This is a genomic window from Tumebacillus permanentifrigoris (genome assembly GCF_003148565.1).
Classification (GTDB): Bacteria; Bacillota; Bacilli; order Tumebacillales; family Tumebacillaceae; genus Tumebacillus; species Tumebacillus permanentifrigoris.
Genome location: NZ_QGGL01000007.1, coordinates 1 through 25,219 on the forward strand (window position 1 = coordinate 1; position 25,219 = coordinate 25,219).

The following is a 25,219-nucleotide window of genomic DNA, read 5'->3' on the forward strand; positions in this document are numbered from 1 at the left end:
CGAAGTAGCAGTAAAACGCTACGTGAAGTTCTATAACCATAAACGATTCCAAAGCAGACTAAAAAACCATAGCCCGGTACGATACCGGACTATGGTCGCTTAGCGCCTATTGATTTTTAGGCTTTCTTTTCTGTCCACTTGACAGGGGTCAGATCACACTAAAGGATCCCTTTTTAATCGTGGAATCAAACACGGTTCGAAAGGTATATTCCCCGCCTATCTACCAATTAGTGACGGCTACATATTCCGCTAATCGCACAACAACACAAAATGCTATTTGAGTGTGAACCAACTTCCGAAACTCCCAATAGATACTAGCACTCATTGTAATTTTTGTACATAATAGCCTTAAAAACACGGAATTTGACTAACGAAGCAAAGGAGTACGCAAATGACCGACAATACTAGAGAAGACCTTATCCAATTGATAACAAGAATGCTTCACGATGTGCAAGTCATTTATGATAAGTTCCAGTTGTACATTCATTTAAGGGAGCGCACTAAAGATCGATTGGAAGCAATGAATCTTGCTCCTGCTTTCTTTCATATGACACTAGATTCACTCTTTAATGACTCTGTTGTTGCTCTGACAAGAATGTTTGAACTGCGTAATAAGCATGGCTATACGATACTTAAAGTCATAGGGATCGCCCAATCGAGCACACACTTGTTCGATGGTAAAATCATTCCTAGTTCAGTTGAAGAAGTAAGAAGAAAGGTCATGGAAAAGCAAGCATTGATTGATCGTTTGCTAGTTTGGCGTGATAAGCATTACGCCCATTCTGACAGAGATTATTATTTTGACAAAGAAAAGCTTGGTGCTATTTCACCAATTGAAATTCGTGGACTTATCGAATTTGCTGGTGAAATCCTCAATTACTTCTTGGGGGTTCTGAATAATAATTCAATTCACATATCAGCAACTAATTCACTGGATGTAGACAAAGTGCTTAACATACTGAATGAACATGTATCGAAACAGAAAGAGTTTTTAGAACGTTGGAGAAACAGATAGTTTGCCCCGTTAAAAGGGGGCACAAAAAGGGGAAACTCATCGCTTCCCCTTGGGTGTTGGTTTCCTGAGGTTCTTGACTCGTCTATGGTAGACCATGTTGCCTAATATCTCATGCTCGAAGTCAGTGTGCTACCTTGTTCCTCTTGCTTCAAGGCGTGCCAGTTCAAAGAATTCCCGCCGCAGTTCTTCTTGCCCTTTTAGGTACTCTTGAGCCTCAAGCGTTTGCTCCCACTCTCGCACCATCTCCTCCCGTTCTTCAATCTCTTGGATTTGTTCGGGAGACTCGTTCTTGTACCACACGTTACGGTTCCAGTCTTCCGATTGGATGTGCATGTACTCCAAGAAGACTTGTCCTTCCGTGCCGTTATCAAGGAAACGCCAAGGAAGGAGACGCGGTTATCATACACGTCTCTTTAACTTTCGACTTCTAGGACCCCAACATGTACCCACTTCTTATAAGGGCAAGAATTATGAGACGCACAGGTGATTAAGATTTTTTATATTTCATGTTAGAATATCCTTACCAAATACAAACAAGAAAAGAAACGAGTGAAAACATTGGAAACTCCTCATGACTGCTTACTAAATAGCGAGAGACCGAAATCATTATTATTTCACCTTGATAAATCAGCTGCAGTTTTGGAATCGTGTGTAAATTACGGAACACATATATTTTCAAGCTTGATGGAAAAAGGAGTCGATGAATATTTCGAAACAATACCACCTCTCTTTTATAGACATATTTTGGAGATGACGGATGCTACCCAAGTACTATTGCATCAGGGGGTCGCAGACCCCACTGATGTCCTCCTCAGAAGTGCATTTGAGGCCTTCTTAGGATTGGAATTCATTACCACAAAGAATACTGAACTAAGATGCAAATCGTATATTGTGGCAGACACCGTCTCGGAATTGAAAATCTATCGAAGTGATGATTACAGAGATATAGTAGGATCAGATTCAATCTTAGACAGTGAAATTAAATCTAAGCAAGCTGGGTTAGAATCTCCACGTTATCATTCCGTTTATAAGGAATATCTGAGGACCAAAAAGGCAAACAAAAACCGACCGCCAAACTGGTATTCTCTTTTTGATGGACCCAAAAATTTATCTTCATTATCTAAGGAATTAGACAGATATGATTGGTACTCAGCTTTATATTCTAGTTTTTCTCAAGTATCTCATGCCTCAAATATATTACGAAAAATATGGTCAGACCCTAATACTGGGCATTTAGAGATTAGAGGTCTGCGAAGCGTCCAAAAACTTAATACTAACATAGAGTTAACCATAGGGTTTATTGTTGAAGCTTCTTTACTGATTCTAGAAAACTATTTTCCTGACCAAAGCCCTAATTTTAAACAATGGTATCTAAAAGAGATACATGAATTCCGGCAAAGTCTGTTGAATGCTCCCAAATACGATTTTCGGTGGTGACCATCGAAATCACTTTTTTTGTTTCCCACCGATAATGCAAAAATATTAGCTTTCATGAAAGAAGTACCCCACTAGTTATGGGGTACTATCTTATTACCGAAGGACATCTTCCGTCGTCTTGAAATGCAACTTCGCCACGTTAGCGAGCGCTTCCTTGCCGTGCGCTTGGACGTAGGCTTTACCGGCTTGGATCACGAGGGACGACGCTCCTTTGGGCAGGGTGAGGCCGTACTGCTTTTTCGCGCCGTTGCTCCATTTGAGCAGGGCGTCGCGGGCGAGGATGGAGGCTGCGGCGACGGCGATGTTCTGCTCAGCTTTCGGGACTTGGATCAGTCGTATGCCTTTTCCTTTGGTTTTAAGTTTGTTGTTGATATACTTCTCGTCGCCGAATTTATCGGCAATCCCTAGCTTGACGTCTTGCTTCTCCAGCAAGTCTTCAATCACCGCCGCGTGCGTCCACGCCAACAACACATTCAAGTTCTTCATCTTGCCATACAACTCGTTGTACTTCACCGGATTGATCTGCAAGACTTTATACTTCCCAAAACAGATCTTGCGAATCTCCTCGGCCATGCCGGGGATTTTCTTGTCGGTGATCTTCTTGCTGTCATCCACGCCAAGCGACTGCAACAGCGGCACTGCCTCCGGGTCGACGATCACACCAGCGGTAACTAGGGGTCCAAAAAAGTCCCCCTTCCCACTCTCATCCGTCCCGATCCACGGCTCGTCAAACGCAACTTCCACCGTTGGCTTGGCGACGACAGCAGACCCGTCCGCACGCGGGCGGGTCGCTTTTTTCTCCCCTGCACTCCGGCCCTCCATCTGGGCGGTGACATCCTCCAACGCCTCTTTTACCGCGCTGTCTCCACCCTGCACGACGAGTTTCAAGCCCTTTTTCCCAAAGTAGATGTTCAATTGCGCTGTCGATCCACCGCTGCACACTTTGAACTGGCGACCGTAGGGAATGTCTTTTTGCTCCAAAATCTCCAAGCCCGCCGCTGCACACAACTCCTCAGCCCGCTGACTCGCTGAGCCCAGATCCACAATCCTCACGTTCGCATCCCTCCTCTACCCTTACTTATTGTCTGCTACGTGATAGAACTCGACCTGCGCCGGCCCTGCAAGCAAGCCTGCCGCGTCCTGGTTGAACTGGATAAAGTGGGCTGTCTGTTGATGATGTGCGACCGCCGCTTGGTCTTGCCATTTTTCCAAGATCACAAATGTGTTCGGTTGCTCCGCGTCCTCATATAACTGATAGCTGATATTGCCTGCCTCTGCTTGCGTGCCGGTTACTACCCGTTTTGCTTTCTCCAAAAATTCCTCACGTTGGCTCGGGTTGACTGTCAGATAGGCATGGATGATGATCATCGGGAACTCCACCTTTCGTGTGCGATCGTACATCGCCACTACAATTTTGGGTCAGGATATTGACAAAGTCTAGCCAAAACAATACCATCATACAATAAAGTCACTAAATCCAATCCGTAAACTAGGAGATAATCAGAATGAATAAAAAATTCGCATTTCTTGCTTCTTCCGTCCTTGCCCTCTCTCTCACTCTAACCGCTTGTGGCTCATCTGATAACCAAGCAGGCGAAACCGCAGCGACCAAGAATCTGCTCGACCAAGTCAAATCGGCTGGCACGCTCAAGATCGGCACCGAAGGAACCTACGCGCCGTTCACCTATCATGACAAAGACGGCAAGTTGACCGGCTTCGACATCGAAGTGGCTAACGAAGTGGCGAAGCGTCTCGGCGTCAAAGCTGAGTACGTGGAAACCCAATGGGATGGCATGTTCGCAGGTCTCGATGCCAAGCGTTTCGACATGATCGCCAACGAAGTCGGCATCCGTCCGGATCGTCAGGAAAAATATGACTTCTCTGATCCCTACATCGTATCGAAGGCTGTGCTGATCGTCAACAAGGACAACACCACGATCAAGACCTTTGCCGACTTGAAAGGCAAAAAAGCGGCACAATCCCTCACCTCCAACCTGACCGACATCGCCAAGCAAAACGGCGCTGAGATCGTCGGGGTCGAAGGTTTCAACCCGGCGATCGACATGCTGGTATCCAAGCGCGTAGACGCAACCGTCAATGACGGCCTGTCCTACCTCGACTTGGTCAAGCAAAAGCCGGACCTCCCGCTGAAAAAAGTGGACGAACAAGCGGATGGCGCGAAAAACGGCCTGATGTTCCGCAAAAACAACAAAGAAATGGTTGATGCGGTCAACAAAGCTCTCACTGACATCAAATCGGACGGCACCTACCTGAAGATCTCGGAGAAATACTTCGGCGCTGACGTCTCGAAGTAAGGACTGATACCTCATGGATGATCGGACGCAACGCATCCTCGATATTGTGGTCAATTCCTTCCTCCCGCTGTTAAAAGCGGGAGTGGAGTTCACCGTCCCGCTGGCCTTGATCTCCTTTGCCCTTGGCCTCGTGGTCGCACTCCTCGCAGCTCTAGCTCGCCTCTCTGGCAATCGCGTGCTCTCCGGGATCGCCCGCTTTTACGTCTGGATCATTCGAGGGACGCCCTTGCTTGTGCAATTGTTCATCATCTTCTACGGGCTGCCCTCGATCGGTCTCACTCTCGGTGCGTTCCCCTCTGCCGTGATCGGCTTCACGCTTTCGGTGGGGGCCTATGGCTCCGAGATCATCCGCGCCGCGATCCAGTCGATTGCGCGCGGGCAGTGGGAAGCCGCCTACTCGGTCGGCATGACGTACTCGCAAGCCTTGCGCCGCATCGTGATCCCGCAGGCGACCCGCGTCGCGGTCCCGCCGCTCGCGAACTCCTTCATCTCGCTGATCAAGGACACCTCGCTCGCCGCTGCGATCACGATGACGGAGCTGTTCCGCGTCGCACAACAGATCACCGCCACCACCTACGAGCCTTTGGTTCTGTACTCGGAGGCAGCGGTGATCTACCTGATCTTCTCCACCGTCTTGTCTTGGGTGCAAGGCTGGCTGGAAAACCGCTTCAGCCGGCACGTGGCGAAGTAAGGAGGAGCACCGAACATGATTCAGATTCGCAACCTGCACAAGTCGTTTGATGATCTGCATATCCTCAAAGGCATCGACCTCGAGGTCGGCAGCGGCGAGACGGTCGTGATCATCGGCCCGTCTGGCTCTGGCAAGACGACGCTCCTGCGCTGCCTGAACCTGCTGGAAACTCCGACGTCCGGCTCGCTGGAACTCGGTGCTCTACACTTGACCTTCACCCCTGGCAAACCGCTTCGCCGTGACGAGACGCTCGCGTTGCGTCGGGAAACTGGGATGGTGTTCCAAAGCTACAACCTCTTCCCCCACATGACCGCGCTCCAGAACTTGATGGAGGGTCAAGTGACCGTCCTCGGGCGCAGCAAGGCGGAAGCGCGTGAGAAAGCCTTGCAATTGCTGAAAAAAGTCGGCTTGGCAGATCGCGCCGACATGTATCCACACCAACTCTCCGGCGGCCAGCAACAGCGTGTCGGGATCGCCCGCGCGATGGCGATGGACCCGAAAGTGTTGCTGTTCGACGAACCGACATCAGCGCTCGACCCGGAACTGGTCGGTGAGGTGTTGCGAGTGATGAAGGAACTGGCACAGGAAGGCATGACGATGGTCGTCGTGACACATGAGATGAAATTCGCTCGTGATGTCGCGGACAAAGTCGTCTTTATCGACGGTGGCGTGGTCGTGGAACAAGGCCCGCCTGAGCAAGTCTTCGAGGCGACGCAACAGGAGCGGACGAAGCAATTTTTGAATAAACTCAGCGTTTAAGGCATACACGAGAAAGCAGGCGGATTCTACCGTCTGCTTTTTTGCGTAAAATGAGGTAAGATAGATAGTAGAGAGAGGGGTGTTGGGCATGATCTTGTTTTATGTTATTTTAGGACTTCACCTGTGCGCCGTGGTTGTAAAACTCGGTGTGCTGTTTTATATCCCGAGGCTGAAAAGCGTCGAGAACGTGCAGAATTTCATCGGGTGGTACAAGAAAGTCGATCGCGCCGCGAACTACACGCTGTGGGGGACGGGGGCTGGGATGGTCCTCGCTACATCCTGGAAGATGTTGTTCCAGATGTGGTTGTTGGTCTCGATGCTGATCTACACACTGATCTTCGTGATCATCAAAAAGGTCGTGCTCAGTCGCATGGAATCGATCGTGGAGACGAACAAAGTCTACGCCCACGAGGAGATGTCCAAACTGCGTTTCGAAAACTTCTGCGTCATCGTCACCGCGCTCGGACTGTTCGGCGCGATCGGCTACTTGATGGCGAACAAACCCTTTTAGCAAAAAAGGACCTCATCGTCTCGACGGTGAGGTCCTTTTTTCGTGCAGAAAAAAGCCCCCGCCGATTGGCAGGGGCTTCGCTCGTCGCGTTACTTTTTCTTGGTCGTGCCGCGCATGCTCTTGGTGATCTGCTTCCATTTATCCCGCTGGGCAGCCGCCGCACGTACATCCGACTTGCGTTCGAGGTAGGCGAGTTCCTTTTGGAGCTTGAGGTAGCTCTGGAACCGCGCCTGCTCAAGTGTGCCCGATTCCAGCGCCCGTTGCACCGCACAACCCGGTTCGTTGTGATGCTTGCAATCGCGGTAGAAACATGCGGAGGCAAGCTCGTCGATGTCAGCAAAACTGCCCGACAGCGAGCTCTCATCTGCTTCCCACAACTGCAATTCACGCATCCCAGGGGTGTCGATCAAGAGACCGCCCTGCGGCATGCGGATCAACTCGCGGTAGGTCGTGGTGTGCTTGCCGCGGTCATCGCCTTCGCGGACTTCCTTGGTCATCATCCGATCCTCACCGCACAGTCGGTTGACCAGCGTCGACTTGCCAACACCGGACGAACCGATCAGCGCGACCGTTTTGCCCTCACCGATGTAGGGCTGCAACTGCTCCAGACCTTGGTTTAACTCCGAGGAGATCGCATGGATCGGCACGCCGAACGCCACGCTCTCGACATCGGAAATTTTGTCCTCGATGTCGTCGCAGAGGTCCGACTTGGTCAGGATCACGACCGGGTTCGCACCGCTCTCCCAAGCCGCCACCAAGTAGCGCTCCAAGCGACGAATGTTGAAGTCGTTGTTCAGCGCCATGACGAGAAACACCGTGTTGACGTTCGCCGCCACGATCTGTTCCTCGGTTGTGTTGCCTGCGACTTTGCGCGAGAACTTGCTGAATCGCGGCAAGATGCCGTGTACCGTCGCCTTGCCTTCCTCAGGACGGGCGGAGATCACCACCCAGTCCCCGACCGCCGGGTATGCTTCACGACCCAGCGCTTCGTGGCGCATCTTGCCAGTTACGCTGGCGAGCAGATCGCCGTGTTCCGAATAGACGCGATAGAGATGTTTATGTTCGAGGGCCACACGGGCCACCGTAAATTCTGCGTTGCTTGCATACGGAGCGAAGTGCTCCATCAGTGTTTCGTTCCAACCTAGAGCTTGCAGGTTTGGTAAAGTCAATTGGGATTCCTCCTGAGATATGTGATCCAACGATCGGGTCACAGAGGCCATCCCCTAAAAAACATCGTCTCGAAGATTTAGAGGATGTCTGCAACCTCACAATACTTTGCTACATGTACGACAATAGCGGTCGCCATAATACCATCACTCCTTCTTAAGACTTGTAGAATCTGCCATTAGTATATCACAAAAAAAGCACAGCGTGCAGAGACGCTGTGCTTTTTTTATGAAGGACCTCTTACTTTAGGTCTTTGAGCACTTCAAACAATTCATCGTTGTCCGGTTGCTCCCCAATCGGGTGGACGTCGATGAAACGCACGATGCCCTCCCCATCGATGATGAACAGGGCGCGCTCGGAAATGCCTTCCGCGTTGCGCAGGACACCGAATTGCTTCGTGACTTCACCATGTGGCCAGAAGTCCGAACACAGCGGATACGAGATCCCGCCAACCGACCGTTGCCACGCCTCATGACTGGGGATGCTGTCGACGCTGATACCCAGCACCTGGGTATTGTGCGCTTCAAAACGGGACAGATCGTCCTCGTATGAAGGCATTTGCGCGCCTCAGACCGGGGTCCAGTCGAGAGGATAGAACGCGATGAAGACATTTTTGCCACGGTAGTCCGACAGGGAGATCGTGCGGTTCCCGTGCGCCTTGAGCGTAAAGTCTGGAGCTGGATCGCCAACTTTCAGCGTCGTGGTCTCCGTTGCGCCTTTGGGCATGTCGATCCCTCCTTTGCTTCCTTGGTTGCTAGCAGAACAGGAACAAGTATGCCCTTTGACACGCTTGGACATGCGGGGCAGGAGCAGCCGTTTTTTAGCTGTACTGCGGGAGTACTTTCTTGCGCTTGTTGACGTACTTGTCGGCACCTTGGGCGACGAGGGCTCCGTCGGCTGCAGCGATGACCGCTTGCTTGAGCGGGGTGCGACGGGCGTCACCGCCTGCGAAGATGCCCGGCGTGCTGGTTTCCATCAACTCGTTGACGTCGATGTACCCATCTGCGTCGCGCTTGACCGTATCTCCGACAAAGTCGGTCGCCGGCTTGTTCCCTGCCGTGTAGACGAACACACCGTCCGCCACGATCGTCTCCTGCTCGCCACCCTCCTTCTCCACCCGCACACCTTCGAACTTGCCGCCCTCCGCCCCGAGAATCTCCCGGATCTTGTGCGAGGTGCGGATCTCGACATTGCCATGACTGTCGAGGTCGTCGAGTTGTGCTTGGCCGGTCAGTTTTTTACCCGGCATCAGGAAGTAGACTTTGCTCGCGAACTGTGCGAGCGTCGAGGCTTCGGAGACCGCTTCCTCGTTGTCCCCATACACGACGACGGTGCGCTTGTTGAAAAACGCACCGTCACACGTCGCACAGTACGACACGCCGCGCCCTTCGAATTTGTCCTCGCCCTGGAGTTTGTTGGTGCGTCCACGCGCGCCGACTGCGATAAAGACCGTCCTTGCCTTGATCACACCTTCTGGGGTGATGATCTCCTTGTGTTCCTCCCCATCGATCAAGCCTTGCACGGTCGCCCGAGCGAATACGGCACCGTACTCCTTTGCTTGGCGGCGGATGCGGTCGGCAAGTTCGAGGCCGGTCAACTCCTCCTGCACCCCTGGGTAGTTGGCGATCTTGTGCGTGATCGCCAACGCTCCACTGCCTGGCGCTTTGTCGATGACGAGCGTTTTCAGCTTGCCGCGAGCGGCGTAGACGGCAGCCGATGCCCCCGCCGGGCCAGAACCGATGCAGACGAGGTCGTAGGTGGGGGTGAGCAGGCTTTCATCGAGGCTGGTGAAAATGTCCACGTCCTGCTCCTGTTGCTCTGCGACGATGCTCTGCTTGTCGCCGCCTTCCACATTGGCCGCGCCCTGCTCCTGCTCGTCCGTGATCCCGAGCAGTTCGCGCATCTTGTTCGGGCGATACCCGATGACCGGCGTGTCATCCAAGTACGTGACCGGCGTGGAGAAAATTCCTTTGTCGTGCAGGTCGTTAAAAAAGCTCTCGTTGTCGGTGACATTGCGCTCTTCGTAGGTGAGACCCCACCGTTGCAAATCGGCTTTGATCTTGGCACAGTAGTTGCAGCCTGTGGAGGTGTAGACGACGATTTTCATCTGGGCATGACCTCCTCTGAGTGTGGAAATCTCACAGGTTAGCATGTGCGAAAACCACCGCCGCCACACAGGAAAAAAGGACTGCTCATCAGAGCAGTCCTCCAAACTTCATCATATTGGCCATCAACACAGCCGACTCAGCCCGCGTCGTGTTCTTGGTCGGGGACAGCGTGCCGTCACCGTTGCCGTTGAGGAGTTTCGCCGCTGACAGCGCGTCGACTTTCGCCTTCGCCCAATCCGCGATCTGGTCCGCATCCTTGAACGGGATCGGGGTGCCGCCCGTCGGTGCTTTGCCCTTGAATTGCAAGGCGTTGTAGATCATCGTCGCCGCTTGGTTGCGATCGACGAGTTCATCCGGTGCGAATTGTCCGTTGCCAACCCCATTGACGAGGCCGGCCTTCACCGCTGCCCCCACATTGCCTGCAAACCAAGCGTTCGCAGGAACGTCCGTAAACGCGGTGGAAGCTTGCGGTTGCAGTCCGAGCGCTCGCACGAGCAAGGTCACAGCTTCCGCGCGGGTCAGATTCCCCTCGGGATCAAAGTGTTGCGGGTCTTTGCCGCTGATCACTTTTTTCGTGGCCAGTTGTTCGATCACCGCACGACCCCAGTGGTTTTGGATGTCTGCGAAGGTGACGACCGGATCTGGATCAGGCTGTCGTTCCGCATACCCGCGAGCGGCGTAGACACTCTGGAAGTTGCTGAAGTACAGCGCACCTTGCAGATCGGTTGTCGGGTTCTCCGCGATGATGTCGAGATAATCGAGCTTGAGCGGGAACTTCGCGGTATCTGGCAGGTGGAACGTGACGTACTTCCAGCCCGTCCAGTTCACACGCGGTTGGTTGCTTCCTTGGATCAGCGTGCCATCCGGTTGCTCAAACGACGCGACCAGCTTCAAATTGGTGTTGTTGCCATACACCCAAGCTCCAACGCCAATCGGGTTCACCGTTGCGAGGTCTGAAGCATTTGGGATCGGCAGCGCGTCCTTCGGGTAGAACACGAACTGCTTGAGACCACTTCCCGCGCTGAACTTGTAGTTCGTCGCGACGGAAGCGCTGTTGCCACCTTGGGTCTGTGCAGTCGATGTCGAGAGCGTCCCGACATTGCCCCAACGGGTGGATAGCGTCCATTGATCGGCATTGCTCATCGCGTTCAACGCCTTGGTCACATACCCCACCCCAACGGTGGAGCGAACTGTGACATTGCCGACGCTCGCATTCACGGTGAGCGTTCCGTTTTTCGCCCCTGCCGTGAACAAACCTTGCGCATCAACTGTGCCCAGCGAGTTGTCACTGGTGGTAAATGACACCCACTCCGGTTTCATCGCGAACTTCGCACCGCGGAACGAGCCCGTGACCGCGAAGCTCTGCGTCTCGGCGTTGCCGATGTCGATCACAGACGGTGTGATCTGCAGGCTCTCGACTTGATCGAACACCGTGAGCGGGATCGACGTGGTCGCGCCATTGGCTGCAGACGCGATCACCTGCCCACTTCCGCCCGTGTTGCCTGCGGTGAACGTGCCGTTCGCGGAGACGGTGCCGAGTGTGGCGGGTTCGACCTTGTAAGTGATCGTTTCGTTCGGGAGTGGGTTGTAGTTCTCATCGCGAACGAAGCCGCTGAGTTTCGCTGTCATGCCCTTGAACAGTTCGAGTTTCTGACCATCGTTCACCGAGACATAGGTCGCTTTGCCCGGTGCCGACTTGCTGTAGACGAACAGACCGTTGGCGACGCGACGCTCATATCCGTCAGAGGGGTCGTTCTGGACCGTTGCCTTGGTATCGCCCGCCATGCGGACCACCATGTCGGTAGAACCACCGCCGTCGAGCATCATCGCGTCGGAAATGCCACGCCCGACGAAGTAGTTGGTCAACTGGCCATAGGTCAAGCCGATCGATTCGTTCGAACGTCCATCCACCGCGACTTGCAACAGGTGCTGTCCATCTGGGGTGATCCCTACGCCGGTCAGCGGGCCTTTGTAGTTCGGGGTGGAGTCCGGGCGAACCGGATCGCTGAAAGCCGAGCCGGCTTTTAACAGGATCGGCCCTCCGCCGATGGAATACTTGAGGTCGCTGCTGGACGGGTTGGTGCCATAGGTCATTCTCACGATATCGCCCGGCTTCATGTTGCCCGTCACGAACGGAATCGCATCGGTGCCCTGTGCCACCAGCTTCACGAAGCCAGGGTACGGCATCTCGATCACGCTCTGTGCGGGAAGGATGTCATGGACTTTGTACTCGCCACCATCGGGCAGCTTTTCCAAGACCACCACGGTTGCGTTCATCGCCATCTCCCAGTAGCCGAGGTCACGGGTGATGACCAGCAGACCGTTCGGGTACGTGGCCGGGTGTGCATTGAGCGCTGTCAGATAGCGGTACTCATTGTTGCGCGCTGTGATCTGCCCAGAGAAGTTATACTTGCCGATCACGACATGGTTGTCGCGCGTGATGCCTAACACCGCCGCGTTCGACGGGCTGTGTACGAGCACGCCGTCCTTGGTCGACATGCCCAGCGCCATGCCGGACGCATTGGATTCGAAGTAATCGCCGTTGGTGCCAGCGACCGCCCCCGTGCGAGTCGCCATGCTGCTGGTGGTTTCGTTGCGCTCGCCCTCCAACTTGTCATTGGAGAGCACGGGGCGCACTTCGACATTGGAATCGCTGAGATCGGTCCACGTCTCGTGCAGAACGATCGGCCCAGAACTGGTCTGGTAGGTAAATTTCTGGTAGGTGACTCCCTTGGTCACGATCATCTTCGGCGTCTCGGAGGAACTGAGAATTGTCGGCCAACTGTAAATCTGCCCGGTGGCTGCGGTGGCCGAACGGACGTCGACGGCCGAGGTGCCGAAGATAAGCGTGAGACTGAGCATCCATGCGGCTACCCGCTTGAAAGCTTGGCGCATTCGCATCGTCTCTTCCACTCTCCCTCTAGTAAAAAAATCCAACTTTTAGTAGACTCTTTCATTCAGTCTACTAAAGTTCGATGTCGAAAACCATAGGGAGATAGTCTTAAAGCGCGAAAAGTGTCGAAGCGAGCACACCCTGTGCCGTGTAATACGTCGCCATCACCGCCACTTCTCCGGTGACAGATCTCTTGATAAACCGGTTCCACGCGAGGATTGAATCTGAGATCATGAACAGGATCGCGCCTGCCAACACCCAGACATTGCCCGTCATCCACGCCCGCCAGACCATGAGCAGAATTACGGAGATGTAGCAGACCACGGCCACGAGCAACCCATAGCCACCAGACGCGAGCACCCCTCGCCGCAACAGCAGAAAATACCCGATGCCAAACACCGCGAGCACGACAGCCGGGAGCAACCCGCCGCCCTCTGCCTGTTGGACAAAAGCCGCGATGTAACACAGATGCGCTGCCAGAAATGCGACCAATCCGGCGAGAAAGCGATCGCTCGGCAACACCAGCAACACATCTCCTACCAAGGACAGCACCAACCCCGCAACCAGCCAAGACTCTGAACTGTTCGTGAAGTCTGCTCCGCGCAACGAGAGCAAGATCACCAGCACCATCGTCGCAGGTTTCCAGAGATACCGCGCCTTGTTCCAGCCTCTCGCGATCGCCAGCAAATCGATCAACCCGCTTCCCACGATCAACCCAGTCAACACCCACATCGCCCATACCCCTTTTCTCCTATAGAAAAGGCACTCTGTCCGCGCGCGGACAGAGTGCCTTTTTCCAAAACCAAGTCCGTACTTATCAGTTCAATCTCGATCACTTCTTCTCCTGCTCTTCCAGATAGTCGATCCGCTCAGAGATCGTCGGGTGTGTGTAGCGGAAAAACTTGACGATCTCGGGTGGGTTCGGATCGGAGAGACTGAGGCGGGCGAGTTTTTGGAAACTGCGGATGCCCGACTGCGGATCTTGGGTGATCTGGACCGCGTACTGATCTGCGGAGTGTTCATAGAAGCGCTCCAAATAATTGTTCAGCGGCGAGGAGGCAAAGTTCAGCACAGAAACCAGCAAAAGTACAAGTGGCACCGCCGAGAGATCATGGTGATGCTCGATGTTCCAATGCTCGCCCATCCAGTGTACGATGCGCCGGTAGAGTGTGGCGATCACATAGACCAGCACCAACGTGCCACCCACGATGCCTGCAAAGCCCCAGAGGATGTGATGCTTGACGTAGTGTCCCATCTCGTGGCCCATGATGAACAGAATTTCCTCATCATTCAATTTCTGCAAGGTCGTATCCCAGAGCACGATGCGGGCGCTGGGCCCGATCCCATTGACGTAGGCGTTGAGGGCATTGGTTTTCTTGGACATGTCGACTTCATACACATCATCGCTTGGGATCTGCGCGCGATGGGCGAGGTCGAGGATCTTGGTTTTCAGCTCTTGGTTTTGCAAGGGTTTGAAGTCGTTGTACAGCGGGTCGATCACGATCGGCTGGATGATGATCATGAACGCGGTGAGCGGCACCGAAGTCAACCAGAGCCAGAGCCACCAGCGGCGAGGGCTTTTTTTCAAAAACAGCAAGGCAAGCCAGATCACCGGGATCGTCAAGACCGTGTCGACAGCGAGCGAGGTGAGCAAGTCTTGCAACCACGCGCTGCCGGTCATGTTGGATACGCCGTAATTGACATCCACGACATGACGGTACCAGTCCAGCGGCAATTCCAGCAGTGTGAGGAGCAGTTGAAACAGCACCGTGTAGACGGTGACCTGTCCGAACGACCAGCGTGTAAAAATAGACCGTGCACGGTCGCGCAATTTGGCAGACAGTCCGGCGCCTAGCACGAACAGGTAGACGACCCACTCGAAGCCGACGCTTGCAAAATACAGCGCGTCCTTAGTCCGCGAGTAGTCTTGGGTGCGCTGGTATTCGCCGCTGCTCATGAAGGTGAGCGGATTGGCAAGATCCCCCGGTGGAGTTTGGACGACATGTCCCGTATCTCGGTAGACATAGTAGGACATCCCGAGACTCCCGAGGAGGATCAAGAGGCAGATCGGCAGTGTCAGATAAGCGCGTACTTTTTTCATAAACAAGACTCCCCCCTACACCATCCTATGTACAACCTCCTCCTGTCATTCATGGTAGGATAAGGGGAGGAGGTTGATACAACATGCAAACAGAAGTGACGCTCGATATTATTGTGCGTTCTACGGAGATTGACGTCAACGGTCATGTCAACAACGCCAAGTACCTCGAATATTTCGAGTGGGGCCGTGAGGAATGGTACGAAGTGAACGGCTTGCACTATGAGGTGTTCACCCAGTTAGGGATTCAGACGGTCACCGTGAACATCAACATCAACTACCGCAAGGAATGCAAACAAGGCGACCGCCTGACGATCAAGACGACGCCGGAGCGGATGGGCCGTACTTCCTACGCGCTGAAACAGGAGCTGTTCAACCAAGATGGCGACCTCTGCGCCGATGGCCTCGTCACCTCCGTCACGATGGATCTGGAAACGCGCAAAAGCAAGGAAGCACCCGCCGCATTGCGCAAGCTTTTTCTCTAGCACCCTAAGCCATTTTTACAATTGCAAATAAATGATTTTAGTGTGATAATGGATTATGGCGTTGCCACACAAATCATTTAACAATTGAGGAGACAGTTGTTGATGGGAGACATACTTACTAGCACAGATGAGCAAGCGTTGTGGTCAGGGTTGGCGAATCGAACTCAGAATGCTTTTCGGTCAGTCGGAGGGAAGTTGTTCCTGACGAGCCGCAAGCTTTCGTTTGTCGCCCACCAATTTGATACCAATTTCTGGGGTACAAACTGGAGTGTCGAGATTCACGAGATCAAAGCGATTGGCTTGCAGCCGATCGACTTGAAAGACCTATTTGGCGGTGGTTTGCGCAAGCGATTGCGTGTAGAACTCGCCGATGGAAGCGTCGAATATTTTGTTGTGAATCAACTCGACAAGGTACTTGTACTGTTGAGACAACATATCTGCTGATTTTTGTTGCTACCCAAAAGAGCCCCTGCCCGCACGCGGTCAGGAGCTTTTTTCATAAAAGCTGTAACATGGCAAACACTACCTCCGACTATTGCTGTGCATGGATGTGAAGGAGGAACTGCTCAGATGCGCCGTATCATGATGTTCATCGTTGTCATTGTCCTCGCTGCCGGAGCCCCGTCCGCGTACAAGCGCTGGCAGGCGCATGCACGAGAGAACCCGCCCGCTCTGGAAGTCGTCTCCAACGGTGCTGTCCAATCCTTGGACGACGGACTGTACGCATACAAAGGGATCGACACCCAGCATGGGCCACAATGCGTGGAGTATGCGGAACGCTTTTACACGACGCTGTACCCCAAGACCTTCCCCTACCACAATTCTGGGCCCGGTGCTTATGACATCTGGGAAGGCATCGCGGAGCAAAAAGATGTGGGAGGCTGGGCCTCACATCGCCAGTACTTCGTCGCGTATGAAAACGGGACGACCGTCCCGCAAGCGGATGACATGCTCCTCTATGACCGCACCCGTGGCAGTGGGTGGGGACACATCGCGATCATCGCGGAAGTTCACCCGGATGCGGTCGTCATCCTCGAACAGAACTCGGGACATGACACCCGCAAAGTCCTGCCGCTGGTCGAAAATCGGATCGTCGATCGCGGGGTGCAGGGCGTGATTCGCTTGAAACAAAATGACCACTAAAAAAACCGCCCGGTTGGCGACCGGGCGGTTTTGACTTACTGGTAATGCTGGAAATCTTCATGCTCTTGCTCGATGTTCTCGGCGAACTCGAGAAAGTCCTTGCCGTTGACAACTTCGGTGTCATCGGTGTAATGAGAAGCGAGCTTACCGCGGTGTACCAGCTCTTGAAGTTCTGCCACTCTCATCCCCGTGCGATCGGACAATTCAAATAACGTGTACGTCTTGTCGCGTTGAATGCGATGATGGGTCATACGACATTCTCCTTCCAAGGGTACTCTCACACAGTTAAGATACCAAGTTGGCGTCGAACTTATGCTGGCATCAACGCTCTAGTTGAGCACTGTTACCCGTTGAAACAACGGATCATGCCGTACTTTCTCTTGAATCTCCGGGTCGACGTTCGCCTTCGAGGAAATCGTCCACGCTGCCAGCTTCGTCCCGCACTCGACAGACCGTCCCAGCCCAAAACCGTTGACCAACCCATACACCGTGCCGGAGAAAAAGGAATCCCCCGCTCCGGTCGTATCCACCACTTTCACACACTCGCACGGCACGAAGCCGAACTCGTTGTAGATGCGGTCGTAAAACACACTTCCGTGTTCACCCATCGTGATCACCGCCGTCTGCAAGCCGGCTTCCGTCATTTCGCGTGCGGCCATCTTGCATTCCTCCGGCGAGGTCAGCGTCACACCCAGGAATTCCTCGGCTTCGGCCTTGTTGCAGATGAACAGGTTCAGGTTGTTGATCATCGACTTGCGCTGCATCAGCACTTCGAGGTTGCCGACGATGCCATAGACTGGCTTCCCGTATTGCTTGGCCCAACCGAAAATTTTGTTGACGACGCTCTCGGCGAGGTCAAATTCGATGACGATGGCGTCCGTGTTCTTGACGATCTCTTCGCCCTGCGTCTCCAGCAGGTGCTCCAATGGTGCAAGGTTCGGCTTTTGAGAAATCGAGGCTGCCAGGTCTCCATCATGATCGAGAACGGCAAGCCACATGCCCATGCCACGTTCCGTCCGTACCACACGGTCCGCGCCAATGCCAACACTGGCCAATCCAGCCAGCACTGCTTCTCCTTGCGACGAGGTGTCTACCGAAGAGATGAACTCCACGGAGCCTCCAGCGCGTGCAATCGCTTCCGCAACATTGCGCCCCACACCACCACTCGCAAACTCGATGTCCCCTACGTTCTTGCACTCCGCGTTGATCTTGGCGTTCGCATAGCCTTTGATGTCTACGAAAACAGTCCCGATCACAGTAATCGTCAAGAGTAACGCCCTCCCCTAATGTCTACCTCGTTTGTACTGCCTATTATACTCGCGTTTTCGACATATCCCAACAAATTTTTTACTTTCTCTCAAAATTCATAGCTTTTCTAGGCAAAAAGAACTCTCTCCAGCTTGGAGAGAGTTCTTTTCCTATTTATTTGTAGAGAACCACAGCGCCGACAGACTTGTTCGCTGCTACGCCGTTGACGCGAACTTTCAAACCGTAGGAGGTCAGAGCGCGACCTGCATCCGGCATGAACGCGTTGTTGAAGTCGCGGCTGTCATCGAACAGCGACTCGCCCGGCTGGCTCGGTGCTACGAGCGATTGGATGCCCGGGTAGAGCAGGTTGATGCCAGAGGTCGGAGCGAGGCCGAACGCTGCATCCGCGATGTGGTAGCGCGAGGATGCTTCTGCCCCGGTGCTCCAGACGAGATCCTTGCTCAGGTGCGAATCGACAACCCCGAGGAAGCCTGCGCCCGGATGGGTACCCGTCCAGTTGTCAGAGTAGGAATCATCCACGTACCAAACGACCAGACCCGGATCGTAGGACAGCAGCGAAGCGCCGCGGCGGATGTTTTTCAGACCCATGTCGACCCCTGCATGGTTACGCCATTCGAGCAGGTAGTAGTGGTTGATCAACTTGTTGCCATCGTTTTTCTCGAAGCCGTTGTAGGTGAAGCTGTCGGTTGCATTCTCGCCGCCATCGTTGAGCAGCGTTTGGCCGTCAGCCGTTACTTTGAGGTTGTCGACGAAGAACCCTTCGTAGTTGGAACCGCTATCGGTTGCATAGCGCAGTTTCAGTTGGATTTTTTGACCTGCGTAAGCGGACAGGTCAAACGTTTCGTTCTGCCAGCCGTTCGATTGGCCCGTGAAGCCCGGAACGTTCGCGATGATATTCGGGTAGGACGACGGGTTGACGTCAGAACGGGTGTGCGCGTTGGACAGGGACTTCCAAGATGCACCGTTGTCGGTGGAAACTTGGACGAAGCCGAAGTCCCACTGGTCTTCGATGTTGTACCAGGTATCGAAGTTCAAGGATGCCGAGGATTTGCCGGTCAGGTCAAGCGTGGTGACCATGTTGTTGTCTTTTTTGTCGCCATCGCCGCCCCAGAAGTCATGTGCGCCCGTCAGCGGAGCGAGGATCGCGCGCTTTTTCTTCGGCAGGTTGACGCGGATTTGCGAGTTGTTTTGACCAGTCGGCGAGTTCCCTTGGTCGATCAGGAACTGCGAACCTTTGGTGGAGATGTCTTCCCAGTTCACGTTAGCTTGGGACGTCCAGTTGCCGCCGAGGGTTGCTTGGAAGAACTGCTTCGCCCACGGGGAGAAACCGGTCGGTTCCGTGCCCGGGATTTTCCCAGCCCAAGAGCCAGAAGCCATGATCGACCAGTAGCCTACTGCTTCACCCGTACCAGAATAGACGGTGTCGTACTCATCCGGCAGGCCGAGGTTGTGACCGAATTCGTGCGAGAAGACGCCGGTTGCGCCGTCTTCTGGCATGACCATGTAATCGTAGAAGCCCGGCAGACCATTGCCCAGACCGTCCGGATCGTAGAACACAGCCGAGCGGTGCGACCAGATCGCATTGTTGCCAAGCGTACCGCCGCCTGCCTCTTGACCCATGCCGGAGTGGATCAGCATCAGGTTGTCCACGAGGCCGTCCGACTCGTTGGTGATGCCGTCGCCATCGAGATCATGCGGATCTTCGAGGTCGTAGTCTTGGAGCGGAATGCCTGCTGCCTTCGCAGCTGCGTAGACGTCTTTGACAAACGTTTTGGAGCCGCCCGGAGTAACGTTGTCATGACCGCCCTTCGGGTTGTCCGCACCATAGTACGCTGCGGTGCGCGGAACTTTCAGCCAGCCGTAGGCCTTGCCTTCAACCGTGAACGTGCCACCGGATTGTTGCAGGTAGAATTGGCGTTGCGACACGAAGTCTTCACCGTGCGGGCCTTTGACACCGTTTGCGCCAAAGATCATGTCTTCATAATGTTGCAAATTGTAATCGGAGTAGTAGTTGTCCGACTCGCCCGATTTGATTTTGTTGTGTGCAAAGTCAGCGAACTCCACAGAGAGCACGAGGACTTTTTTGGTTTTCACAGCACCGGTGTAGGCGGTTTCTTGAACCGGGTCCGGTTGCTTTTTGTAGTGACCATTTTTGTTGCCGTTGCCGTTCAGAAGGCCGTTGTTGAAACCTTTGAACTTGGATTGTTGTTCCGCAGCAGCCGCTTTGACAGCCGGAGCGATCGGGTCGGATTCCTTCGCGTCAAATTCGGTTTTGGCTTTGAAGTTGACGTATTCCTTCAGAGCAGCTTCCTTTTCCTGCTGAGAAGCATCCGCTGAAATCACGCCTTGAGCGATCAGGGATTCAATCAGTTTATCTTCGTTGACGATGTTCATATCGATATCGCCAAGGTTATGTTCTTGAACATGCGGAGCAGATTGTGCGATGGCGGTAGTCGGAGCTGCTGTCACATTGCCTGTGAGCAGCGACGTCGCTACCAGAGCGGTTGCAACCCCCGTTGCAACGTGCTTTTTCTTTTTCATTTTTTTGGCTCCCCCTTTTAAAGAACATTCGAAATTTTCCCTTGCAACGACAGTATAATAGACACAATATTGAGAGTCAACCATATTTCATAAAGAATTTCAGGTTTTTTAAAATGTGTTTTCATCTTAACGCTCGATGATTTGTAGCATTGAAATCTTGACGAACGGTCACTTTGTAGGCAAAGTGGTAAAGGGAAGCTACTTAAAGGGGATTCTTATATGAAAAAAACTTTATTGGGCGTCCTGCTGGCCGCCGTCGTGTTTGCGCCGCTCCATCTGCCTACGCAGACCAATTCGTTCCCAAACCAAGACAAGCATCACGCGCTGTTGCGGTTGGAGGACGTTGGGCCGGGCGGGTCCTACGAGTCGCTGGACGACCTCGGCAAGTTGCGCGCCATTTTTGAATATCTGGAGGGCGAGCACGTTCCGTTCCATGTGGCGACGATCGCCCGCTCCAAGCACATCCAACCGGACGGCACGTGGTACGAAAAAGGCATCGACGATGCCAACCCGGATGAGACGGTCAAGCAGTTCATCCGCCTGTTGCGCGAGGCACAGGATCACGGTGCGGTCCTCGGGATGCACGGGTACACGCACCAATACGGGGAGACCAAGCGTGGAGATAGCAACCAGGACTCCGGGACTGGCTTTGAATTTCATGTAAAGGACGCGCCGGAGACGGAGACCGCCGAATATGCGGCCGACAAGATCACGAAGAGCCTCGCCGCATTCGACAAGGCTGGGTTCGTGCCTGGGTTCTGGGAATCTCCGCACTACAACGACACCCGCGAACAAGAAGAGGTGTTCCGCTCGTTCATGGGCGTGCTCTACCAACCGGACTTCCGCTCGTTGCGCGCCTTCAAAGACTTGAATTTCTACGATACCGAAAACTCCTATGGCAGTTCCACCGTCGGGTCTGCCTACATCCCTGCTCCGCTCAGCTACATTCAGGATGCAAGCAGTGTGGATCATGTGCTCACCCGTCTGCAGACCTATCGCGGTCTAGGCGCGATGTACTACCATCCATTCCTCGAATTCCCGTCGCTGGAAGCGGTGCTCGAGTCGGACGGCAAGCCCCGCGTGCGCGACGGTCTGCCCGAATACCAGTACAAAGCAGGCGCTCCTTCCAACTTGCACCTGTTGATTGCAGGGTTCCGTGAACGGGGATTCCAGTGGGAATCGATCTATGACATCCTGCCTTACTCCCCTGCCCATCGCATCGAACTACCGCTTGGGATTCAGGCATCCGATGTGATGATCGGCAACGTCAGCGGCAGTCAAAATGCTGACGTTGTCATCCATGACAAAGGCCGCATCCAAGTGTTCACCGGCAACTACAAGTGGCCGCGCAACCGAACACAGAAGTCACAGCGTGAATGGCTGTCCACCTCGTTTAGCCCGTCCGAGCAATTCCGACTCGGTGATGTCGACGGCGACCATCTAGACGACCTGCTTGCCTATGACAAAGGCGATGGTCAAGTTCGCGTGTTTCTCTCCAATCGCGTGACGTTTGAACAAGCACAGTCGGCCGGTTCCTTGCCCGGCGGTTTCGACATCGTGCAAACGGCCGACCTTAATGGAGACAAGCGTGCAGACCTCGTGCTCCGCCGGGGTGGAGAACTGTGGTCGGTGCTCAACGTGAACGGCAGCTACGGCCAACCGCGCAAGATCTGGGACCTCCCGCGCGATGCGATCGTCCGCAGCGCTGACTTCGATGGCGACCAGCGCGCTGATCTCCTCGTCGCGGATCTCAAGGAGCGCCGGCTGCACCTCTACACGACAGACGGAACCGGCTGGCGGGAAGCTTCGACCCCTGATTTCACGCTGCCGAATCAGAACGTACAAGTGCTGGCCGCCGATCTGAATGGCGACCATCGAGCGGACATCGCCGTCTACGATGCACAGAGCGGCATCTGGGAAACGCTCGACAGCACGAGCGAATTCCAGTTCAAGCCGCTCGACAATTTGTACGGTCCCTGGGCGCGCGGAGACTACAGCGCGTATGCGGCAGACTTCGACGGCAACGACCGCGCGGACATCGCTGCACTGGATGTCGCACACCACACGATCGATCTCAGCCTGTCCTTCCGCAACCCCTCAACCAACTAATCTGCAAACTCATGCACATCCGACCTTGCTCCTGCACGGTCGGATGTATTTTTATGCGGAAATGGAAGTGAAAACGGTTACCTCAGACTCTCAGCTTCCGCCATTCCGCTTCATTTGTTTGAACATTCCAACTCCTGAGCATACAATGATTTCATCAGATGTCAGATTATCTAACATCGAAATGACAACAGGGTAGGGAGTGAAGGAAATGAAGCAATGGAAATGGGCGTTCTCCCTCGGGGCGGCGGCGTTGACACTCCCAACGGGAGCGTTTGCCGCTGAAGCGACGGTAAAAGACGCGATCCAAGCGATCGATGCCGTGTGGGTCTTGGTCGCGGCGCTGTTGGTGTTCTTTATGCAAGCGGGCTTTGCACTGCTGGAAGCCGGCGTGACGCGGATGAAAAACGCCGGGCACATCGCTGGCAAAAACGTCCTCAGCTTCGCGATCGCGACGTTGGTGTTCTGGGCGGTAGGCTTTGGCTTCTCCTTTGGCAACGGCAACAGCTTCATCGGCACCACCGGTTTTTTCCTCGACATCTCGGACAGCAACATCGGCGATCTGTTCTCGTCGCTGTCGTTCGCAGATGTCCCGATGGGCGCGAAGTTCCTGTTCCAAGTCGTGTTCGCTGGTGTTTCGCTGGCCATCCTCTGGGGGGGCATCGCGGAACGTGCGAAGCTGATCGTGTACTTCGTGTTCGGCACGCTGTTCGTCGGGGGGATCTACCCCGTGATTGCACACTGGGTCTGGGGCGGTGGATGGCTGTCCGCGCTGGGCATGCAGGACTTCGCGGGCTCTACTGTCGTTCACTTGCAAGGCGGCGTGGCGGCGCTGGTCGGCGCGATGTTGCTCGGCCCGCGCATCGGCAAGTACAACAAAGACGGCACCACAAATTTAATTCCCGGTCATAATACGGTCTACGCTGTGCTCGGCGTCATCATCCTCTGGTTCGGCTGGTTCGGTTTCAACGCAGGTTCGACTTTTGGGGCGAACGGCACGTTTTTCCCCTATGTCGCGATGACCACCAACCTCGCTGCAGCGGCGGGTGCGGTAGCGGCACTGCTCACCTGCTGGCTGGTATTGAAAAAGCCGGACATCGGCTACATGCTCAACGGCGTGCTCGCCGCACTCGTCGCGATCACCGCGTCCTGTGCCTACGTCAAACCGTGGGCGGCGGTCGTCATCGGTGCCATCGCCGGTTCGTTCATGGTCTTCTCCGTCCTGTTCTTTGACCGCGTCGCCAAAGTCGACGATCCGGTCGGTGCCTTCTCCGTCCACGGTGTCGCCGGCATCTGGGGCACGCTGTCCACCGGTTTCTTCGCTGCACCAGACCTCGTGGAAAAGTTGGGTGTTGGCAAACCAGGTCTGTTCTACGGCGGCGGCTTCTCGCAACTTTGGGTACAATTCGTCGGTATCGCGGCCTCGTTCGCCTTTGTCTTTGTCGTATCGTTTGTCATCTTGTACGCGATCAAAAAGACGGTCGGCTTGCGCATCTCCCGCGAGGAGGAAATCATCGGCCTCGACGTCTCCGAACACGGCGCCTCGGGGTATCCGGAACAACTCCCGCATGGTGGTGAATACCTCCAAGCTAAGTAAGAGATCGAAGTAAGAAGTAGGTGGTGATCGGAGATGCAACTCGATCTGGTGCACACGTGGACATGGATTCGTCACAGCATCGAAAAGGCGGAGGGCCTCGACGCGCTCCGCCTCACACAGGAACGCATGACCGGCGTCACCGAACGCTGGGCTTCGCGCGGGATGCTGACGTTGGAAATCTTCGAGTACCTCAATGTCTGGCATGACCTGCTGATGCACCGCGCTCTCGACTTCACCTTGCAAGAGCTGGAGAAAAAAGGCCTCGGCACGCCTCCCGCCCCATTTTGTTGGTTGCTGCTCGGCAGCGGCGGACGGCGCGAACAGACCTTACACCCGGATCAAGACAACGCATTGGTGTACCGAAGTCTGGCGGCAGATGAGCAGGGCCGGACGCAGGAACGGGCATTTTTTCAAGCGCTGGGGGAACAGGGCGTGGCGACGCTGGAGCAGATCGGCTACCCGTACTGCTCCGGGTTCGTCATGGCGGCAAACGAGCGCTGGAACGGCTCCTTGGAGAAGTGGCAGGAGCAGTTGCAGCGGTACGCGGACTTCCCCGATTGGAGCAATGCGCGGTTTCTGATGATCGCCTCCGACCTGCGTCCGCTGTACGGGGATGTTTCGCTCGCCGCGGAGTTGCACCAGTGGGTCGTGGCGAATGTGCCGCAGATGGCATTTATCAAATGGCAAGTGGCGGACCACGGTCTGGCTCATAAAATTGGGCTGGACTTCCGGGAACGCTTTCGAACGGAATTATGGGGGGAACACGAACGGGAACTCAATATTAAAGACGGGGGCTATCTCCAATTGGTGAATGCCACTCGTCTATGGGCGGTCGCGCACGGGATTGTGGAGACACACACCGGCAGTCGAATCGCCAAGATCATGGAGAGCAAGTTGTGGCGTGAAGAGGACGGGAACGACATACAAGCGGCATATGAAACCCTGCTGAGCCTACGCTTGTGGAGCAATTACACCTGCCCCGAACGCTTATCGGTGCAAGAACGCGAGCGGTTAAAAGCCGCATTACGGACGATAAGGTCGCTGCAAAAGCGAACCGCCAAACGATTTACCAAACCGAAGTGAG

Annotated in this window: 25 protein-coding genes; 13 read left to right on the forward strand and 12 right to left on the reverse strand. The window is 54.5% G+C overall.

Features of this window, described 5'->3' with window-relative positions:
• Both C7459_RS24145 and C7459_RS09225 read left to right on the forward strand, forming a co-directional pair.
• The coding region (locus C7459_RS24145; RefSeq protein WP_146200985.1) for an IS3 family transposase at positions 1 to 103 on the forward strand (103 nt) is incomplete at its 5' end.
• Between the two features lie 288 nt (positions 104 to 391).
• A complete protein-coding gene (locus tag C7459_RS09225; protein ID WP_109688539.1) occupies positions 392 to 1,015 on the forward strand; it encodes an AbiU2 domain-containing protein in 624 nt (207 codons plus the stop codon).
• Positions 1,016 to 1,144: 129 nt separating this feature from the next.
• Here C7459_RS09225 and C7459_RS09230 read toward each other — a convergent pair whose 3' ends face one another.
• Complete coding sequence (locus tag C7459_RS09230; protein ID WP_109688540.1) at positions 1,145 to 1,357, reverse strand: hypothetical protein; 213 nt, start codon at positions 1,355 to 1,357, stop codon at positions 1,145 to 1,147.
• Positions 1,358 to 1,564: 207 nt separating this feature from the next.
• On the opposite strand from C7459_RS09230, the gene C7459_RS22970 reads away from it, so the two are divergent.
• Entirely contained in the window at positions 1,565 to 2,452 is an 888-nt protein-coding gene (locus C7459_RS22970) for a DUF5677 domain-containing protein (RefSeq protein ID WP_146200986.1), read from the forward strand.
• 93 nt (positions 2,453 to 2,545) lie between these two features.
• Here the strand turns inward: C7459_RS22970 and rnhC are convergent, their stop codons facing one another.
• Together rnhC and C7459_RS09240 are read right to left on the reverse strand one after the other, a co-directional pair.
• Positions 2,546 to 3,505 carry a ribonuclease HIII gene (gene rnhC, locus C7459_RS09235; protein ID WP_211320370.1) on the reverse strand — a complete coding sequence of 320 codons (960 nt, stop codon included), beginning with the start codon at positions 3,503 to 3,505 and terminating at the stop codon, positions 2,546 to 2,548.
• Between the two features lie 21 nt (positions 3,506 to 3,526).
• Positions 3,527 to 3,820, reverse strand: coding sequence for a putative quinol monooxygenase (locus C7459_RS09240; protein WP_109688541.1), 294 nt, complete (start codon positions 3,818 to 3,820; stop codon positions 3,527 to 3,529).
• A 137-nt stretch (positions 3,821 to 3,957) separates the two neighbouring features.
• Here C7459_RS09240 and C7459_RS09245 point away from each other — a divergent pair, with 137 nt between their 5' ends.
• From C7459_RS09245 to C7459_RS09260, 4 genes are all read left to right on the forward strand, one after another.
• Positions 3,958 to 4,767, forward strand: coding sequence for an amino acid ABC transporter substrate-binding protein (locus tag C7459_RS09245; protein WP_109688542.1), 810 nt, complete (start codon positions 3,958 to 3,960; stop codon positions 4,765 to 4,767).
• Between the two features lie 13 nt (positions 4,768 to 4,780).
• Complete coding sequence (locus tag C7459_RS09250; protein ID WP_109688543.1) at positions 4,781 to 5,458, forward strand: amino acid ABC transporter permease; 678 nt, start codon at positions 4,781 to 4,783, stop codon at positions 5,456 to 5,458.
• Between the two features lie 15 nt (positions 5,459 to 5,473).
• On the forward strand, positions 5,474 to 6,217 hold the full coding sequence (locus tag C7459_RS09255) for an amino acid ABC transporter ATP-binding protein (RefSeq protein ID WP_109688544.1): 744 nt from the start codon (positions 5,474 to 5,476) through the stop codon (positions 6,215 to 6,217).
• 88 nt (positions 6,218 to 6,305) lie between these two features.
• Complete coding sequence (locus C7459_RS09260) at positions 6,306 to 6,728, forward strand: hypothetical protein (RefSeq protein WP_109688545.1); 423 nt, start codon at positions 6,306 to 6,308, stop codon at positions 6,726 to 6,728.
• An 89-nt stretch (positions 6,729 to 6,817) separates the two neighbouring features.
• On the opposite strand, the gene rsgA is transcribed toward C7459_RS09260, so the two are convergent.
• The 6 genes from rsgA to C7459_RS09290 form a co-directional block, all read right to left on the reverse strand.
• On the reverse strand, positions 6,818 to 7,852 hold the full coding sequence (gene rsgA, locus C7459_RS09265; RefSeq protein WP_245884478.1) for a ribosome small subunit-dependent GTPase A: 1,035 nt from the start codon (positions 7,850 to 7,852) through the stop codon (positions 6,818 to 6,820).
• 283 nt (positions 7,853 to 8,135) lie between these two features.
• Entirely contained in the window at positions 8,136 to 8,693 is a 558-nt protein-coding gene (locus C7459_RS09270) for a peroxiredoxin (protein ID WP_342766663.1), read from the reverse strand.
• A gap of 22 nt (positions 8,694 to 8,715) precedes the next feature.
• On the reverse strand, positions 8,716 to 10,002 hold the full coding sequence (locus C7459_RS09275) for an FAD-dependent oxidoreductase (RefSeq protein ID WP_109688548.1): 1,287 nt from the start codon (positions 10,000 to 10,002) through the stop codon (positions 8,716 to 8,718).
• 88 nt (positions 10,003 to 10,090) lie between these two features.
• Positions 10,091 to 12,898: an S-layer homology domain-containing protein gene (locus tag C7459_RS09280; RefSeq protein WP_170119382.1), complete on the reverse strand. Its 2,808-nt coding sequence runs from the start codon at positions 12,896 to 12,898 to the stop codon at positions 10,091 to 10,093.
• 106 nt (positions 12,899 to 13,004) lie between these two features.
• On the reverse strand, positions 13,005 to 13,628 hold the full coding sequence (locus C7459_RS09285) for a lysoplasmalogenase (RefSeq protein WP_109688550.1): 624 nt from the start codon (positions 13,626 to 13,628) through the stop codon (positions 13,005 to 13,007).
• Positions 13,629 to 13,728: 100 nt separating this feature from the next.
• The gene (locus tag C7459_RS09290) at positions 13,729 to 14,997 is read right to left on the reverse strand and encodes a M48 family metallopeptidase (protein ID WP_109688551.1); all 1,269 of its coding nucleotides are present in this window, start codon (positions 14,995 to 14,997) and stop codon (positions 13,729 to 13,731) included.
• 83 nt (positions 14,998 to 15,080) lie between these two features.
• Here C7459_RS09290 and C7459_RS09295 point away from each other — a divergent pair, with 83 nt between their 5' ends.
• The 3 genes from C7459_RS09295 to C7459_RS09305 all read left to right on the forward strand — a co-directional run bounded on the left by C7459_RS09295 (position 15,081) and on the right by C7459_RS09305 (position 16,622).
• Complete coding sequence (locus C7459_RS09295; RefSeq protein WP_109688552.1) at positions 15,081 to 15,479, forward strand: acyl-CoA thioesterase; 399 nt, start codon at positions 15,081 to 15,083, stop codon at positions 15,477 to 15,479.
• Between the two features lie 102 nt (positions 15,480 to 15,581).
• Positions 15,582 to 15,923 (forward strand): hypothetical protein, encoded by a 342-nt coding sequence (locus C7459_RS09300; protein WP_109688553.1) that lies wholly within the window; start codon positions 15,582 to 15,584, stop codon positions 15,921 to 15,923.
• Positions 15,924 to 16,049: 126 nt separating this feature from the next.
• On the forward strand, positions 16,050 to 16,622 hold the full coding sequence (locus C7459_RS09305) for a CHAP domain-containing protein (protein ID WP_109688554.1): 573 nt from the start codon (positions 16,050 to 16,052) through the stop codon (positions 16,620 to 16,622).
• Between the two features lie 35 nt (positions 16,623 to 16,657).
• Here C7459_RS09305 and C7459_RS09310 read toward each other — a convergent pair whose 3' ends face one another.
• The 3 genes from C7459_RS09310 to C7459_RS09320 all read right to left on the reverse strand — a co-directional run bounded on the left by C7459_RS09310 (position 16,658) and on the right by C7459_RS09320 (position 20,432).
• Positions 16,658 to 16,873 (reverse strand): hypothetical protein, encoded by a 216-nt coding sequence (locus C7459_RS09310; protein ID WP_109688555.1) that lies wholly within the window; start codon positions 16,871 to 16,873, stop codon positions 16,658 to 16,660.
• 78 nt (positions 16,874 to 16,951) lie between these two features.
• A complete protein-coding gene (locus C7459_RS09315; protein ID WP_109688556.1) occupies positions 16,952 to 17,890 on the reverse strand; it encodes a carbohydrate kinase family protein in 939 nt (312 codons plus the stop codon).
• A gap of 154 nt (positions 17,891 to 18,044) precedes the next feature.
• Entirely contained in the window at positions 18,045 to 20,432 is a 2,388-nt protein-coding gene (locus C7459_RS09320; protein WP_109688557.1) for an immune inhibitor A domain-containing protein, read from the reverse strand.
• 219 nt (positions 20,433 to 20,651) lie between these two features.
• Here C7459_RS09320 and C7459_RS09325 point away from each other — a divergent pair, with 219 nt between their 5' ends.
• From C7459_RS09325 to C7459_RS09335, 3 genes are all read left to right on the forward strand, one after another.
• Entirely contained in the window at positions 20,652 to 22,541 is a 1,890-nt protein-coding gene (locus C7459_RS09325) for a DUF2334 domain-containing protein (RefSeq protein ID WP_109688558.1), read from the forward strand.
• A 208-nt stretch (positions 22,542 to 22,749) separates the two neighbouring features.
• Positions 22,750 to 24,135 carry an ammonium transporter gene (locus tag C7459_RS09330; protein ID WP_109688559.1) on the forward strand — a complete coding sequence of 462 codons (1,386 nt, stop codon included), beginning with the start codon at positions 22,750 to 22,752 and terminating at the stop codon, positions 24,133 to 24,135.
• A gap of 33 nt (positions 24,136 to 24,168) precedes the next feature.
• Positions 24,169 to 25,218: a DUF294 nucleotidyltransferase-like domain-containing protein gene (locus C7459_RS09335; RefSeq protein WP_109688560.1), complete on the forward strand. Its 1,050-nt coding sequence runs from the start codon at positions 24,169 to 24,171 to the stop codon at positions 25,216 to 25,218.
• Position 25,219 lies beyond the last annotated feature (1 nt).